The 14,107-nt window shown below is 70.8% G+C and carries 16 protein-coding genes; 8 read left to right on the forward strand and 8 right to left on the reverse strand.

The genetic code is table 11. The features are described 5' to 3' along the window. The first annotated feature begins 104 nt into the window (after nucleotides 1–104). A complete protein-coding gene (mgrA, locus tag ADK57_RS14330; RefSeq protein ID WP_053749810.1) occupies nucleotides 105–1,097 on the forward strand; it encodes an L-glyceraldehyde 3-phosphate reductase in 993 nt (330 codons plus the stop codon). Here mgrA and ADK57_RS14335 read toward each other — a convergent pair. Both ADK57_RS14335 and ADK57_RS14340 read right to left on the reverse strand, forming a co-directional pair. Further along, nucleotides 1,087–1,374, reverse strand: a complete 288-nt coding sequence (locus ADK57_RS14335) for a DUF1905 domain-containing protein (protein ID WP_053749811.1) — start codon at nucleotides 1,372–1,374, stop codon at nucleotides 1,087–1,089. The two genes, mgrA and ADK57_RS14335, sit on opposite strands and share 11 nt — an antisense overlap. Nucleotides 1,375–1,449: 75 nt before the next feature. Continuing rightward, on the reverse strand, nucleotides 1,450–1,833 hold the full coding sequence (locus ADK57_RS14340; RefSeq protein ID WP_053749812.1) for a nuclear transport factor 2 family protein: 384 nt from the start codon (nucleotides 1,831–1,833) through the stop codon (nucleotides 1,450–1,452). Nucleotides 1,834–2,164: 331 nt separating this feature from the next. Between ADK57_RS14340 and ADK57_RS14345 the strand changes: the two genes are divergently transcribed. From ADK57_RS14345 to ADK57_RS14360, 4 genes are read left to right on the forward strand one after another with little or no spacing between them, the layout of a single operon-like run. Then, complete coding sequence (locus ADK57_RS14345; RefSeq protein ID WP_053749813.1) at nucleotides 2,165–2,575, forward strand: hypothetical protein; 411 nt, start codon at nucleotides 2,165–2,167, stop codon at nucleotides 2,573–2,575. Between the two features lie 46 nt (nucleotides 2,576–2,621). Beyond that, nucleotides 2,622–4,961: an FHA domain-containing protein gene (locus tag ADK57_RS14350; protein WP_053749814.1), complete on the forward strand. Its 2,340-nt coding sequence runs from the start codon at nucleotides 2,622–2,624 to the stop codon at nucleotides 4,959–4,961. 9 nt (nucleotides 4,962–4,970) lie between these two features. Continuing rightward, nucleotides 4,971–5,516: a hypothetical protein gene (locus ADK57_RS14355; protein ID WP_053749815.1), complete on the forward strand. Its 546-nt coding sequence runs from the start codon at nucleotides 4,971–4,973 to the stop codon at nucleotides 5,514–5,516. Then, nucleotides 5,506–6,483, forward strand: coding sequence for a serine/threonine-protein kinase (locus tag ADK57_RS14360; RefSeq protein ID WP_053749816.1), 978 nt, complete (start codon nucleotides 5,506–5,508; stop codon nucleotides 6,481–6,483). The genes ADK57_RS14355 and ADK57_RS14360 overlap by 11 nt, the downstream gene beginning before the upstream one ends. A gap of 4 nt (nucleotides 6,484–6,487) precedes the next feature. Here ADK57_RS14360 and ADK57_RS14365 read toward each other — a convergent pair whose 3' ends face one another. After that, nucleotides 6,488–6,901, reverse strand: coding sequence for a nuclear transport factor 2 family protein (locus tag ADK57_RS14365; protein WP_053749817.1), 414 nt, complete (start codon nucleotides 6,899–6,901; stop codon nucleotides 6,488–6,490). Between the two features lie 45 nt (nucleotides 6,902–6,946). After that, nucleotides 6,947–8,227, reverse strand: coding sequence for a streptophobe family protein (locus ADK57_RS14370; protein ID WP_053749818.1), 1,281 nt, complete (start codon nucleotides 8,225–8,227; stop codon nucleotides 6,947–6,949). A 181-nt stretch (nucleotides 8,228–8,408) separates the two neighbouring features. Between ADK57_RS14370 and ADK57_RS14375 the strand changes: the two genes are divergently transcribed. Continuing rightward, complete coding sequence (locus ADK57_RS14375; RefSeq protein ID WP_053749819.1) at nucleotides 8,409–9,629, forward strand: DUF6777 domain-containing protein; 1,221 nt, start codon at nucleotides 8,409–8,411, stop codon at nucleotides 9,627–9,629. A gap of 126 nt (nucleotides 9,630–9,755) precedes the next feature. Continuing rightward, nucleotides 9,756–10,211 (forward strand): ATP-binding protein, encoded by a 456-nt coding sequence (locus tag ADK57_RS14380; protein ID WP_053749820.1) that lies wholly within the window; start codon nucleotides 9,756–9,758, stop codon nucleotides 10,209–10,211. Between the two features lie 88 nt (nucleotides 10,212–10,299). Here the strand turns inward: ADK57_RS14380 and ADK57_RS14385 are convergent, their stop codons facing one another. Both ADK57_RS14385 and ADK57_RS14390 read right to left on the reverse strand, forming a co-directional pair. After that, a complete protein-coding gene (locus tag ADK57_RS14385) occupies nucleotides 10,300–11,190 on the reverse strand; it encodes an RNA polymerase sigma factor SigF (RefSeq protein WP_053749821.1) in 891 nt (296 codons plus the stop codon). A 348-nt stretch (nucleotides 11,191–11,538) separates the two neighbouring features. Further along, nucleotides 11,539–12,312, reverse strand: a complete 774-nt coding sequence (locus ADK57_RS14390; protein WP_053749822.1) for a class I SAM-dependent methyltransferase — start codon at nucleotides 12,310–12,312, stop codon at nucleotides 11,539–11,541. Between the two features lie 87 nt (nucleotides 12,313–12,399). On the opposite strand from ADK57_RS14390, the gene ADK57_RS52230 reads away from it, so the two are divergent. Beyond that, nucleotides 12,400–12,819, forward strand: a complete 420-nt coding sequence (locus ADK57_RS52230; protein ID WP_053749823.1) for a helix-turn-helix domain-containing protein — start codon at nucleotides 12,400–12,402, stop codon at nucleotides 12,817–12,819. A gap of 21 nt (nucleotides 12,820–12,840) precedes the next feature. On the opposite strand, the gene ADK57_RS14400 is transcribed toward ADK57_RS52230, so the two are convergent. Next, nucleotides 12,841–13,443: a ClpP family protease gene (locus tag ADK57_RS14400; protein WP_053749824.1), complete on the reverse strand. Its 603-nt coding sequence runs from the start codon at nucleotides 13,441–13,443 to the stop codon at nucleotides 12,841–12,843. A gap of 1 nt (nucleotide 13,444) precedes the next feature. Next, a complete protein-coding gene (locus ADK57_RS14405; RefSeq protein WP_053749825.1) occupies nucleotides 13,445–14,083 on the reverse strand; it encodes an ATP-dependent Clp protease proteolytic subunit in 639 nt (212 codons plus the stop codon). Nucleotides 14,084–14,107 lie beyond the last annotated feature (24 nt).

Raw genomic sequence — 14,107 nt, forward strand, 5'->3', positions numbered from 1 at the left:
TTCCATCGGATTCTTCTGTTGGACCACTGGCCCCAGGTCGCGAAAGAGTGGGACCCGGTTCTCAGGGAACCTGGTTTTACCGTGCCAACCCCTCTGGAGTCGCGTTGTACACCGCACACCCCGACCGCTACGCCGACATGCCCTACCGGCGCACCGGACGCAGCGGCCTGAAGCTTCCCGCGCTGTCGCTCGGCCTGTGGCACAACTTCGGTCCGGAGCGCCCGGTCGAGACGCAGCGCGCCATCCTGCGCCGCGCCTTCGACCTCGGCGTCACCCACTTCGACCTGGCCAACAACTACGGCCCGCCGCCCGGCGCCGCCGAGTCCGCGTTCGGGGAGGCGCTGAAGGCCGACTTCGCGCCGTACCGGGACGAGCTGGTCATCTCGACCAAGGCCGGCTACCTGATGTGGCCCGGCCCGTACGGCGAATGGGGTTCGCGCAAGTACGTGCTGTCCTCGCTCGACCAGAGCCTGAAGCGGATGGGTCTCGACTACGTCGACATCTTCTATTCGCACCGCCCGGACCCGGAGACTCCCCTGGAGGAGACGATGGGCGCCCTGCACTCGGCGGTCCAGCAGGGCAAGGCGCTCTACGTCGGCATCTCCAACTACTCCGCGGAGCAGACCCGGGAGGCCGCCCGCATCCTGGGCGAGCTGGGCACCCCGCTCCTCATCCACCAGCCGCGCTACTCGATGCTCGACCGCCGCCCGGAGGACGAGGGTCTGCTGGACGCGCTGGACGAGCTCCAGGTCGGCTCGATCGTCTTCTCCCCGCTGGAGCAGGGACTGCTGACCGGCCGCTACCTCGACGGCATCCCCGAGGACTCGCGGGCGGCGAGCGACAGCCCGTTCCTGAACTCGGACGCGGTCACCGAGGACCTGGTGCGGAAGCTGCGCGAACTGAACGACATCGCCAAGTCCCGCGGCCAGACCCTCGCCCAGCTGGCGCTGGCCTGGGTGCTGCGCGGCGGCCGGGTGACCTCCGCGCTGGTCGGCGCGAGCAGTCCGCAGCAGCTGGAGGACAGCGTCGGAGCCCTCGGCAACCTGGACTTCGACGCGGACGAGCTGGCCCGGATCGACGCGGTGATCAAGCCGTAATCCGCTCCTGGAGTCGCACGGTCACGGTGTCGCCCTCCTCCTTCCCGATCGCCTTGCGCACCTCGGCTTTCACCGGCAGCTTGTGGGTGCCGTCGCCCAGGGCCATGAAGGAACTGCGGAAGGGGTGGCCGTCGATCGTGCCACGCACCTTGACCAGCCCTCGGGTGCCGAAGAACGCGACGGAGTCGGGCCAGACGAGATAGGTCCAGCCGCCCTCCTGCGGGCTCTTGCGCAGCACGGCGATGAATTCCGCGTCCAGATTTCCGGTCGTACCCATGATGTTCTCCGCTCCCGGTGGGCCTCTCCTTCAAGAGACCACCGGGAGCGCGAAAACTCATCGCTGACCGGTCCGTCACGCCCCGGCGGGCACCCGGTCCAGGAAGCCGAGCACGGCCCTGATCCTGCCGTCCGCGTCCAGCGTGATCACGTCGGACCCGGCCACGGGCGCCGAGCCGTCGCTCTCGCTCACCAGCTCCCAGGAGAACCGCGCCGTGTCGTGGTGCCCGTCCACCGCGCCGGTGAGCCGGAAGGCGAAGCCCGGGAACTGTTCGTGGGCCCCCGCGATGACGGCCGCGATCTGTTCGTGGCCGCCGACATCGCTCAGCGGGTCGGTGTAGCCGCCGTCCGCGGCCCAGGCGGCGGCCACCGCTTTGGCCCGCGCCTCGGTCTCCCGGGCGTTCCAGGCCTCGAAATGGCGGGCGACGGCACTCTCGTAACGGTCGGTGTTCGCGGGCATGGCGATCAGCCTCCATCGAGGACGTATCTGCTGGTCGGAACCCGGATCCGCGTGTGGCGGCCCGGTACCGGAACCATGCCCGCATCGCCCTCGACGGTCGATTACCCCACAGGTAATGCCGACAGCGGCATGCACTCGTCAATTTTCGGCCATGGCGGGCGGTGAATATGCCAGGAGACTGGCCAAAAAGTCGTGGTGACAGTGTTTCAGTAGTGAACATACTCGACTGGTAGGACTTCACATCCAGCGAAGATCCAGTCACGCACAGCACATGAGCCGCATGGAAAGCGAGGCCCGACCGGCAGCTGGAGCAGCAGCGGGGGAGTGGATCGTGCACGACGAATTCCTGTGCCATGTCACGGGGTACGGCACTTGCGGCGGTCGGCGCATCGGCGTGCCCCTCGGAACCTACCGGGCTCCCACCCTCGCCCTCGCCCTGTGGTGGCTGCGCGACCGCGCCTCCTGGATCGCCGAGCGCCTCGACCCCCAGCCGGAGACCGAGCACTTACCGGCGGGTGCGCTGGTGCCGGTCGGGGACACGGTGCCCGACGTGCCTGCCGTGCTCCGCTCCTGGTGCGGGGATCCGGCCCAACAGGAGCTGGTCGCCGACGAGTTGGCCGCCGGGCGGCTGGTGCGGATCGCCGCCAGCGACGACACCACCGAGTACGAGCTGCTGGCGGAGTCCGTGGACGCCCTGCGCATGCAGCGGACCGCGTCGATGCTGTTCACGCCCGTGGCCTGAATGGCGACGCCGGGCGCAGATCGGTACTAATCGGTAGAATTCCGGTATGGCGGAGCGGCCGGTGGCACCCACGGCGCCCGAACTCGTTGTGGAGACCGAGACCGGCTCCACGGTGATGAGTCCGGGCCACGACTACCACGTCGGCCGCGATCCGTTGTGCGACATCGTCATCGACGATGCCCGGGTCTCCTGGCACCACGCGGTGCTGCGACACGAGGCCGACCACTGGACCCTCGAGGACGAGAACAGCACCAACGGCACCTACGCCGACGGTCGCCGTGTCCACGAGTGGGGCGTCGGCCCCGGCAGCGTCATCCGCTTCGGCAGCCCGGCCGACGGCCCGTGCGCCGTCCTCGCCGGCCTCCCGCCCCCGGTACCGGAACGCCCGTCCGCGGTCTCGATGCCCGCCCTGACCGGCACCTTCCGGCAGCCCACCACGGTACGGCCGCTGCCCACCCGCACCGTCCGCATCGGCCGCGCAGAGGACAACGACCTGGTCATCGACGACCTGGGCGTCTCCCGCCGGCACGCCGAGTTGCGCGCCCTGCCGGACGGGACGTACGAGATCGTCGACCTGGGCAGCCACAACGGCACGTTCCTCAACGGCCTGTCGGTCACCCGCGCCCTCATCGGCCCCGGTGACATCGTCGGCATCGGTCACTCGGCGTTCAGCCTGGTCGGCGACCAGTTGCAGGAGTACGTCGACACCGGAGAGGTCTCCCTCGACGTGCAGGACCTCACCGTCGCCGTCGACCACGGCCGCAAGACACTGCTGGACCACGTGTCGTTCCCGGTGGGGGAGAAGTGCCTGCTTGCGGTGGTCGGCCCGAGCGGCGCCGGCAAGTCCACGCTTCTCAACGCCCTGACCGGCCAGCGTCCCGCCGACCACGGCACCGTCCTCTACGACGGCCGTGACCTCTACCGCGACTACGCCGAGCTGCGCCAGCGCATCGGCCTCGTCCCGCAGGACGACATCCTGCACGCCCAGCTGACGGTCCGCAGCGCCCTGTCCTACGCCGCCGAACTGCGCTTTCCGCAGGACACCGCCAAGGCGGAGCGCCGGGACAGGGTCGACGAGGTCATCCGGGAACTCGGGCTGCAGGAGCGGGCAGGCCAGCCGGTGCACAGCCTGTCGGGCGGCCAGCGCAAGCGGGTCAGCGTGGCCCTGGAGTTGCTCACCAAGCCGTCCCTGCTCTTCCTCGACGAGCCGACCTCTGGCCTGGATCCCGGCATGGACCGCTCGGTGATGCACATGCTGCGCGGCCTCGCCGACGACGGCCGGACCGTCATCGTGGTCACGCACAGCGTCCTCAGCCTCGACGTCTGCGACCGGCTCCTCGTGCTCGCACCCGGCGGAAAGATCGCCTACTACGGCCCGCCCGAGGAAGCCCTGGCCTTCTTCGGCTTCACCGAGTGGCCGGAGGCCTTCGAGGCCTTCGAACGGGACCGCGACCGGGACTGGGCGGGGGACTTCCGCACCTCGCTCCTCCAGCGCCAGTACGTCCTGGACGCGACCGCGCAGCCCCGGCGGCCGCGCGAGGGCCCCGTCGTCATCACGCCCCCGCCCAGACCCCGCAGCCGTGGCGCACAGCTCGGCACCCTCGCCCGCCGGTACACGGCCGCCCTCGCCGCCGACCGCACCTTCCTCGCCATCATGATCGCGCTGCCGTTCGTGATGGGCGCCATGGGCCGGGCCCTGGCCGGCAGTAAGCTGACCCAGGAAACGGCGATGAACGCCCTGCTCATCCTGTGCGTCGGCGGAGTCCTCACCGGCGCGGCCAACGCCGTGCGCGAACTCGTCAAGGAGCGCGTGATCTACCAGCGTGAGCGGGCCGTCGGCCTGTCCAGATCGGCGTACCTGATGTCCAAGGTCGTCGTCCTCGGCACGATCACCGTGCTGCAGGCCGTGGTGCTGACCCTGGTCGCCCTGCTCGGCGTCGACCTCAACGCGCCCGGTGGCGAAGGCGTGTTGATGCCGCCCCTTGCCGAAATCACCGTCGCCGTGGCCCTGCTGGCGTTCACCGCGATGATGCTCGGCCTGCTGGTCTCCGCGCTGGTGCGCAAGGAAGAGGTGACGATGCCGCTGCTCGTGCTGCTCGCCATCGTCCAAGTGGTGTTCTGCGGCGCCCTGCTGAAACTCGACGGCGTGCCCGGCCTGGAACAGCTGTCGTGGCTGGTGCCCTCGCGGTGGGCGCTCGGTGCGATGGCCGGCACCATCGGCCTGGCCCGGATCGTGCCGGGCGAGCTGACCGGCGATCCGCTGTTCAAGCACTCGGCCGGGGTGTGGCTGCTGAACGTGGCCATGCTGGTCGTGCTGTCGGCGGCCTTCGGATACCTCGTCGCCCGGCTGCTGCGCCGGCACGAACCCGCCGTGATGCGGAAGTAGGGGGCGGCGATGACGACCCCAGGCTTCCGGCCCACCCACGTGGTCCCCCAGAACGGCATGCCCGCCTGGGAGGCCCCCGACCCCGCCCGGCCCACCGTGCCCCTCGACGCGCTGCTGCCGGTCCAGCTCGTCGAGCGGCGCGGCGACTGGGGGTACGTTCTGTGCGCCAACGGCTGGTCCGCCTGGGTCGACGGCCGCCACCTGGTCGCCGTACCCCAGGACCCGCCGCTGGCCGACGGCCCGCTCACCCGCACCGCCGACCCCCGCCCCCTGCTCACCCGCGCCGAACAGACACTGGCCCGCTACCGGGCCGCCGTCGAGGAGCTGGCGGCGGGCGGTCTGGAGGGCGAGGCCTTCCGTGTGCGCACGCGGGGACTGCGGCTCGGCGTCGTCGTGGACGGGGAGTCGATGTGGCTGTACGACGCCGAGCAGGGCAGGTGGGCGTACGCGGACGGGGCGCGGCTCAGCACCTACGTCACGGACGACGGACCCCGCGCCGCCGCCGCGGATGCCGGGCACGCCCCCACCCAGGTCGTGACGCCCGATGGCACGTGAGGCGAGCCTCTTCTCCGGCCGGCCCTCCGAGCTGGTCGGCAAGCAGGTCGCGGGCTACCGCATCGAGCACGAGATCGGCCGGGGCGGCATGGCCGTCGTCTACCGTGCCCGGGACCTGCGGCTGGACCGGACCGTCGCCCTCAAGCTGCTCGCCCCCGAACTCGCCCGCAACGACACCTTCCGCCGTCGCTTCACCCACGAGTCCCATGTGGCCGCCGCGATCGACCACCCGAACATCGTGCCGGTCTTCGAGGCGGGCGAGACGGACGGCGTCCTGTACATCGCGATGCGCTACGTCCCCGGCAGCGACCTGCGCCATCTCCTGGACCGCGACGGGCCTCTGCCGCTCGCCACCGCGGTCCGGATCGCCGCCCAGGTCGGATCCGCGCTGGACGCGGCCCACGAGCACGGGCTGGTCCACCGCGACGTGAAGCCCGGCAACATCCTGGTCGCCCGGGGCACCGACAGCGACCACCCCGAGCACGTCTACCTCACCGACTTCGGCCTGACGAAGAAGTCCCTGTCCCTGACCGGCTTCACCACGGTCGGCCAGTTCGTCGGCACGCTCGACTACGTCGCCCCGGAACAGATCTCCGGCCGCCCCGTCGACGGCCGCTGCGACGTCTACGGCTTCGCCTGCGTCGTCTACGAGACCCTCGCGGGCCGCCCGCCCTTCCGCCGCGACGACGACATGGCCCTGCTCTGGGCCCACCAGTACGACGAACCGCCACCTCTGACCGAGGCCCGCCCCGGGCTCGCCCCGTACCTCGACACCGTGTTCGCCAAGGCCCTGGCCAAGAGCCCCGACGACCGCTACGACTCCTGCCTCACCTTCGTCGCGGCCCTGCGCGGCGCCCCGGCGGTCGGTCACCCGCCGACAGAGGTCGATCGGGGTGTCGTGGCACCGGTTCACGACCGGCCGAAGCCCCCGCCACGGTGGGCCGAGCCGGTCTTCGGGCAACGGTAGGCCGTCAGCCCCGACCGAGCCCGTTCAGCGGCACGCGCCGCGCCAGCACCCTGCGGTGGCTGATGCGCCAGCCGTCGGCGACCCGCACCACGGTGTCCTCGTACGTCGCGGACCCGCACGAACCGTCCGCCATGACACCCAGCCCCTTGCACCGGGCGCGCACCCGGTCGTCGGACACCTCCTCGATCACCACGTTGGTGACGTGGTGCGCGACGGGATTCGCCGCGCCGAGTGCGAGAGCCGCCTTGGTGAGGGCGGCGAGTCCGGTGAGCCGGCCCTGACCGAAGTCGGACACGTCGTAGACGACGTCCGGCGTGAAGACCTCGGACCAGCGGTCCAGTTCCCCGGCGTCTATCAGGTGCCCGTACAGTGCGATCAACTCCGTGACGGCCAGGCGGTCTTCGAGTGCCAGCGCCATGTCAAGCCCTTCCCTCGGCTGCGGCGCACACTCCCACATCCGTCGTCACACGTTCCAGTCCTCTCCTGTCGCGCCCCGCCGCCGTACCGGCCTGGCCAGCAGTCCGCCCAGGAACCCGGTGACCAGCCCCCACAGCAGGGCCAGGCCGACCGCCGACCACACCTCGGGCTTCAGGAACAGGTCGCCGCCCAAGTCGCCGCCCAGGTCGCCGATGCCGAGGACGGACAGGCCGTAGTGCGCGGAGATACGGCCGACGAGGCAGATCATCAGCACCGTCAGCGCGAGGGCGACCGCCATGTGCACGGCGTGCTGCCAGGCGCGCATCCGGGCCGGTGAGCGGGCCGCCATGACGAAGGCGGCGGCCAGCAGCAGCACCGCGTCCACGACCAGGAGCCACCACACCCTGCCGTCGTACTCGGCGAGGGTGCTCAGATTGAGCGTGGCGGTGTCCGAGGAGCGCAGCACCTCGTCGAGCACATGCGGCATCGGCAGCCCGAACGGCCCTTCCACCCGGCCGTTCCAGGTGGCGCCGAGGCCGATCGTGAGGGTGAGCCAGACCAGGTTGGGCATGCCGAGCAGGATCACCGCGAGAGTCTCCGGCGCATGGCCCTTCGTCGCCGCGACGACGAGGGCGATGACGACGCCGAGGGCGACGTACGCGAGCAGCAGCAGGACCATGGCGTACGCGGCCGGCCGCACCGAGGCCTGGAAGCGCAGGAGCCGGGCCGGCAGCGGCGCCCCGCGCGAGACCGCCAGGGCCACCGCCAGCACTCCCGCCATCCACAGCAGACCGAAGAAGAGCGTCGGCGGCACGTCCGTGGTGAAACCGACCTTCGGTGACACCCCGAACACGTCGCCGAGGTCGCTCAGCGTGTCGTCCCCGAGGGAGAGCTGAAAGGTCTGGCGGGCCGCCAGGGCCAGCCCGAGGAGCGTGAGCAGCCACAGGACGGCGAGCCGCGCCGCCCACCCGGCCAGCTCCCCGGCACCCGCCACCGCCCGGTGCCGCAGCGGCCGCAGAAAGCCCGCACCGAGCACCAGCGCCCCGACGAGCGTGACCGAGAGCGGGATCACGGTGAGCCCCGCATTCGTGTCGGCGAGCCCTCCGGCGTCCCCCGACAACTCGATCGTGCCGCCGACGGCCGTGACGACGGTCGCCGCCACGACCCGGGGGAAGGCGTTGTCCGGAAGGTCCGTCGCACCGGCCGCCCACAGCCCCAGCGCGGCGACCACTCCCATGGCGATCAGCGCGCCCAGGACCGTGGCCACCGCCTGCACCCAGCCGTGGCGGGCGAGGACTGCCTGGTCGGAGCGGGTTCGGACACTCACCCTGCCACGCTAAGCAGCGCCCGGGGAGCGCGCCCGTCGGGAGAGCCGTCCGCGTCGGCTTGCGGGAGGCACGGGATCGGGGGACACAATGGGGATGTTGCGGAATAAAGCGGCAAAAGCCAAACAAAGTCCCTGGAATCCCCCGTAGGGAACTGGAATCCCCCGTAGGGAAGAAGAGCTCGTGAGCGTCGAACCGCCGTCCTCCGGCCGCCCCACAGGACCGCCCTCCGGCCCACTGTCGGGTCCCTCCCAGCCGCCCTCGGGCCCGCCCTCGCAGCCCCCGGGCGGCAGCGGAGCGCACGCGCCGGAACCGGGCGGCCGCCCCTGGTGGCGGTCCGTCCCGCGCATCGCGATCCTCTCCACCCTGGTGGTGGCCGCCGTGGTCCTGACGGTCGTCTTCACCCGGTCCGACGGCGGCTCCTCGGGCAAGGGCGGCGAGGTCTTCCTCCAGGCCGCCGGCAAGAGCGGCCCCGACCCCTTCACCGAGTCCACGGCCACGGACAACTCCGCCCCGCCGCTCTCGGCCTCCCCGACCTCCGAGTCGGCCCCCGCCAACGCGGTGCGCGGCGTCGACGGCGGGGCACCCGGCCTCTACGGCGGCACCCGAAACGTCGCCAGCTGCGACGTGGAGAAACAGATCACCGCCCTTCAGGCGGCCCCGGCGAAGAACAGGGCCTTCGCCGACGTCGCCGGTGTCGGCCCGTCCGAGGTCCCCGGCTATCTGCGCGCCCTCACACCCCTGCAACTGCGCATGGACACCCGTGTCACCAACCACGGCTACCGCGACGGCGCCGCCACGAGCTACCAGGCCGTCCTGCAGTCCGGCACCGCCGTCCTCGTCGACGACCACGGGGTGCCCCGCGTGCGCTGCGCCTGCGGCAACCCCCTCACCCCGCCCGTCGCCCAGCAGACCACGCCGCGGCGCACCGGCGACTCCTGGCCGTCGTACCGCCCCTCGAACGTGATCGTGGTCGCCCCCTCGGTGCAGGTCGTCAACATCTTCGTGGTCTATGACCCCGACCGCGGCGAGTGGTTCTCCCGCCACCGCGGAGACACCGGGGAGAAGGACAAGAAGACCGACCCGCCCGCGCACCAGCCGAGCCCGAAGGTCAGCCCGTCCACGCCGAGTTCCCCGTTGCCGTGCGTCACCCTCTCCGACGGCGGCACGAAGACGCCCTCCGGTTCGGCGAGCCCGTGCCCGTCCACGTCGACCGCCCCGTCCTCACCGTCCCCGAGCTCCGAGTCGCCCTCCTCCGAGTCGCCGTCCTCCGAGCCGCCCACCCTCGACCCCGACACGACCGAGCCGCCGTCGCCAGAGTCCTCGCCTCCGCTGGCGTCCGACTCGACGGTCACCACGAGCTCGACGTCCGTCCATTCGCTCTCCGTCCCCCTGGCGCTGTGACCCGATCGGGTTGTTCGACCACGGCGTAAGCGCCGTCACGGTGACTCGGGGACTGCGGCGCGCGGCTCGGGGTACGAGGACTGGTGCAGCAGCGTCCGGCCAGTCCGGCTTCCGAGAGAGAAACGCATGATCGAGCATCTGGACGGGGCAGTGATACCGACTGGTTTCGACGTGCCCGTGGAACCGCTACGGCGGGCGGCGCACTACACGGGCGAACCGGGATGCATAGCCGAGGCGAGGTCCTTCGCCGCGGGCTTCCTTCAGCAGCTCAGGACCGAGTGGTGCGCCGACGTCGAGGACCGGGCCGAGGACGCGGTGCTCCTGGTGGTGAGCGAACTGGTCACCAACGCCGACCGGCACAGCAACGGGCCGTACATCCTGGAGCTTGAGGGTACGGACTCCGCGGTGGCGGTGATCGTCTACGACAGCAGCGCCGCCCTGCCCCGGCGTTTCCCCAAGGATCCCGAGCGCATCGGCCGGCACGGCCTGGAGATCGTCCACGTGCTGGCGACCGACCTCGCCGTGGAACGGGTACCGGTCGGCAAGCGCGTGCGCGCCGTCGTGGACCTGGGCAGAGAGTGAGCAGAGGGTGATTCGTCGAGCCCCCGGTCGCGGGTGCCGCCCCCTACCTGCAGGTAGGGGGCGGCACCCGCTTCTCGGAGTGTTCCGGTCAGGCGCAGCCCAGCTCGCCCAGCATCCCCTGGCGCAGCCGCAGGATGATCCGCTTGATCAGCCGCGACACGTGCATCTGTGAGCAGCCGAGGCGTTCGCCGATCTCCGCCTGGGTGGCCTCCTCGACGAACCGCATATGGATGATCTGACGGTCGCGTTCACTCAGTTCGGCCATGAGCGGGGCCAGCGACTGGAAGTCCTCCACGAGCCGCAGGCCGTTCTCCTCCACGCCGATGAAGTCGGCGAGGACAGCCTCGCCGCCCTCGGCCCCGTCGCCCGTGAGGGCGGCGTCCAGCGACGAGGAGTTGTAGCCGTTGGAGGCGATCTGCGCCTCGACGACCTCGTTCTCGGCGATGTTCATCAGCGTGGCGAGCTCGGCGACGGTCGGCTCGCGGTCCAGGCGGCTGCCGAGTTCCTCGCGGGCCTTGGCCAGCTCCACGCGCAACTCCTGGAGCCGGCGCGGCACATGCACCGCCCATGTCGTGTCACGGAAGAACCGCTTGATCTCACCCACGATGTAGGGAAGCGCGAACGACGTGAACTCGACCTCACGGGCGAGTTCGAAGCGGTCGATGGCCTTGATCAGACCGATCATCCCGGTCTGGACGATGTCCTCCATGTCGTCCCCGCGGCCGCGGAACCGGCCGGCCGCGAAACGCACGAGGGACATGTTCATCTCGATGAGCGTGTTGCGCGCGTACTGGTATTCGTGCGTGCCTTCCTCGAGTTCGGTCAGGCGCTGGAAGAACTGGCGGGACAGCTCTCGCGCGTCGCGCGGAGCCACGGTCCGCGGATTCTCGACTCCCGGCAGCGGTCCGTCACCCGTCGTCCTGGTCCTGGCGGTCCCCTCGACGACCCCTGCCTCCGACCGGATCACGGCGGTGTCCATTACCTCTCCCACGAAAGTCACGGCTCGACGTCTGCCTCTTCGGCCTCGGTTGTCTTCGGGTCCTGCTGAGTACTCGTCGGCTGCGAGTACCCGCATTGCCGCCGGTTATGCACCCCGACCGCCGAACAGGACCTTCTGGGTAGCGCGTACCCGCACTGTGACTACGCATGCTTGTTCTGTGTCCGGTCGGCGGAAATTCGGTGGCGGTGCGGGCGGCGGACGCCGGGGCCGGCCCTCATGGGCGGCACCGCGTGATCGAGGAGTACGCCCGGCACACTCGTCAGGCCGACTTACTGCGTGAGAGTGAGCGGGAGCGGGTCGACGGGCGAGTGGGGCGGCAACGGCCGCTCAGGTGCGGGTGGCGACGATCAACTCGTGCAGGTAGCGCTTGGTGACGCAGCCGTCGTAGCGGCTCTCGATCAGCTCCCGGATGCAGGTCAACAGGCCGTCGCGACGGGCCTCGTCGAGTGCGCGGTGGCCCGAATAGGTGAGCAGTACGTCGATGTACTGGTCGGCGGTGTACGTGATGTCCTGGAGGTACCGGGTCGCCACGACGTTCTCGAAGCGCCCGCCCCGCTCCAGCTCGCCGGTGTCCGTGGCGATGTCCGACTGGTCCTGCAGTCGCAGCCCGGGTGGTGTGGCCGGGTCCCAGCGTTCGTAGCAGCGCTGGGCTTGTGCGAAGAAGTCCGTGCTGCCGCCCGCCACATGATCGGTGGTGACGACCGCGAGCCGGCCTCCGGGATGCAAGGCGTCCGCCGGCTTCCGTACGCGCACGGCCGGGTCGAGCCAGTGGAACGCGGTGGCGCACACCACCAGGTCGAACGGCTCACGCGGCAGCCGCCACTGCTCGAAGTCCGCCACCTCCACGTCCGCCAGGGGAAACTCCCGCAGCCGTCGTCGGGCCATGGCCGCCATGGCGGGGCCCAGCTCCACGCCAGTGATTCGGCAGCCGAACTCCGCCAGCGGAACGGTCAGTTGGCCGGTCCCCAGGGCCACCTCCAGGACCCGGCTGCCCGGTCCGAGGTCCGCGACCCGCGCCAACTCGTCGACCAGAGATCGGGGATAACGGGGCCGTGCCCGGTCGTACAGCTCCGCGACCTCGTTGAACGTCTCCCGCAGCATTCTTCGCACGCCCCCTCGCCGTCGGATTCCACCCAGGGCAGAATGCCGATCTCTTCCCCTGAGGCCCAGGAAACCTAACCTGAAAAGGTGAGCAGCCAAGCGCCGAACCAAGCCCGCGTGATCCCCCTGCGCCCGCCCTCCGCGCGCCCCGGGACCGCCGGCCCAGTGTCCGAACGTCCCGCCGCCGCCCCTCCGGAGCCCGCCGCCAAGGAACCCCTCTGGCGGGACCTGGTCGGCGACGTCCTGCGTCGCGAGCGCCTCGCCCAGGAACGCACGCTCAAGGATGTCGCCGACGCGGCCCGCATTTCCATGCCGTACCTCTCGGAGGTGGAGCGCGGCCGCAAGGAGGCCTCTTCGGAGGTCCTCGCGGCCGCCGCCCACGCCCTCGGCTTCGGCCTCGGCGACCTGCTGTCGCTGGCGCAGGGCGAGCTCGCCCGCCAGTCCCGGCCCGCCAGGAGCCACGGCCGCTCCACGGCGCCGTACAACGGGCTCTGCCTGGCCGCCTGACGACCCCCGCGTGCCGGCGCCTCAGACCGCCACGAGGCGCCGGCTCACCACTTCGTCGGCCAGCCCGTACGCCACCGCCTCCTCGGCGGTGAACACCTTGTCGCGGTCCATGTCCCCGCGCAGTGTCGCGATGTCGTGATGCGTGTGGCGGGCCAGCACCTCCTCCACCTGGGAGCGGATCCGCACCATCTCCTTGGCCTGGAGCGCGAGATCGGACACCGTGCCCTGGCGCCCCCCGCTGGCCGGCTGCCCGAGCAGCACTCGCGCGTGCTCCAGGACGAACCGCCGCCCGGGGTCCCCTCCGGCCAGCAGTACGGCCGCCGTGGAGGCCGCCTGTCCGACGCAGAACGTCGAGATCGGCGACTGTACGTACGTCATCGTGTCGTAGATCGCCATCAGCGAAGTGAACGATCCGCCGGGGGAGTTGATGTAGATCGCGATCTCGTTCTCCGGGGCCGACGACTCCAGATGGAGGAGCTGCGCGATGACGACGTTCGCCACGCCGTCGTCGATCTCGGTCCCGAGGAAGATGATCCGCTCCGACAGCAGCCGGCTGAACACGTCGTACGACCGCTCGCCCTGCGGGGTCCGCTCGACGACGTTCGGAATCGTGTAGCTCCCCATGTCACAGCCCCATCCGTCGCTTCGAGGCGGCCGGGCGGACGTCCGCGAGGGACTCCACGACCCGGTCGACCATGCCGTACTCCCTGGCCTCCTCGGCCGTGAACCAGCGGTCGCGGTCGCCGTCCCGGGAGATGGTCTGCGGGCTCTGTCCGGTGTGTTCGGCGGTGATCCGCTCGATGGTCCGCTTGGTGTGCTCCAGGTTGTCCGCCTGGATCTCGATGTCCGCCGTGGTACCGCCGATACCGGCCGACGGCTGGTGCATCATGATCCGCGCGTTGGGGAGCGCGTAGCGCTTGCCGGGGGTGCCGACGCTCAGCAGGAACTGGCCCATGCTCGCGGCGAAACCCATGGCGAGCGTGGAGACGTCGTTGGGGATCAGCCGCATCGTGTCGTAGATGGCCAGGCCCGCGTGCACGGAGCCACCCGGGCTGTTGACGTACAGGCTGATGTCGGTGCGCGGGTCCTCCGCGGACAGGATCAGCAACTGGGTGCAGACCCGGTTCGCGGAGACCTCGTCGACCTGGGTGCCCAGCAGGACGATGCGCTGCGCGAGCAGCTGGGCGGCCAGGTGGTCGTCGAACCGGGTGGGCGGAGTGTCGCCCTCCTCGGCCCGCCGCGCGAGCATGGTGAGCGGAGTCATCGGTTCTCCTCGTGGTGGCGGGGA

The sequence above is a fragment of the Streptomyces sp. MMG1533 genome (assembly GCF_001279775.1).
Lineage (GTDB): Bacteria > Actinomycetota > Actinomycetes > Streptomycetales > Streptomycetaceae > Streptomyces.

Bases quoted from the DNA above. Each gene is read 5' to 3' on its own strand.
- ADK57_RS14335 (WP_053749811.1), bottom strand. From the start codon at position 1,374: ATGGGTACGACCGGAAATCTGGACGCGGAATTCATCGCCGTGCTGCGC.
- ADK57_RS14340 (WP_053749812.1), bottom strand. From the start codon at position 1,833: ATGCCCGCGAACACCGACCGTTACGAGAGTGCCGTCGCCCGCCATTTC.
- ADK57_RS14350 (WP_053749814.1), top strand. From the start codon at position 2,622: ATGGCGGAGCGGCCGGTGGCACCCACGGCGCCCGAACTCGTTGTGGAG.
- ADK57_RS14355 (WP_053749815.1), top strand. From the start codon at position 4,971: ATGACGACCCCAGGCTTCCGGCCCACCCACGTGGTCCCCCAGAACGGC.
- ADK57_RS14360 (WP_053749816.1), top strand. From the start codon at position 5,506: ATGGCACGTGAGGCGAGCCTCTTCTCCGGCCGGCCCTCCGAGCTGGTC.
- ADK57_RS14365 (WP_053749817.1), bottom strand. From the start codon at position 6,901: ATGGCGCTGGCACTCGAAGACCGCCTGGCCGTCACGGAGTTGATCGCA.
- ADK57_RS14380 (WP_053749820.1), top strand. From the start codon at position 9,756: ATGATCGAGCATCTGGACGGGGCAGTGATACCGACTGGTTTCGACGTG.
- ADK57_RS14385 (WP_053749821.1), bottom strand. From the start codon at position 11,190: ATGGACACCGCCGTGATCCGGTCGGAGGCAGGGGTCGTCGAGGGGACC.
- ADK57_RS14390 (WP_053749822.1), bottom strand. From the start codon at position 12,312: ATGCTGCGGGAGACGTTCAACGAGGTCGCGGAGCTGTACGACCGGGCA.
- ADK57_RS14400 (WP_053749824.1), bottom strand. From the start codon at position 13,443: ATGGGGAGCTACACGATTCCGAACGTCGTCGAGCGGACCCCGCAGGGC.
- ADK57_RS14405 (WP_053749825.1), bottom strand. From the start codon at position 14,083: ATGACTCCGCTCACCATGCTCGCGCGGCGGGCCGAGGAGGGCGACACT.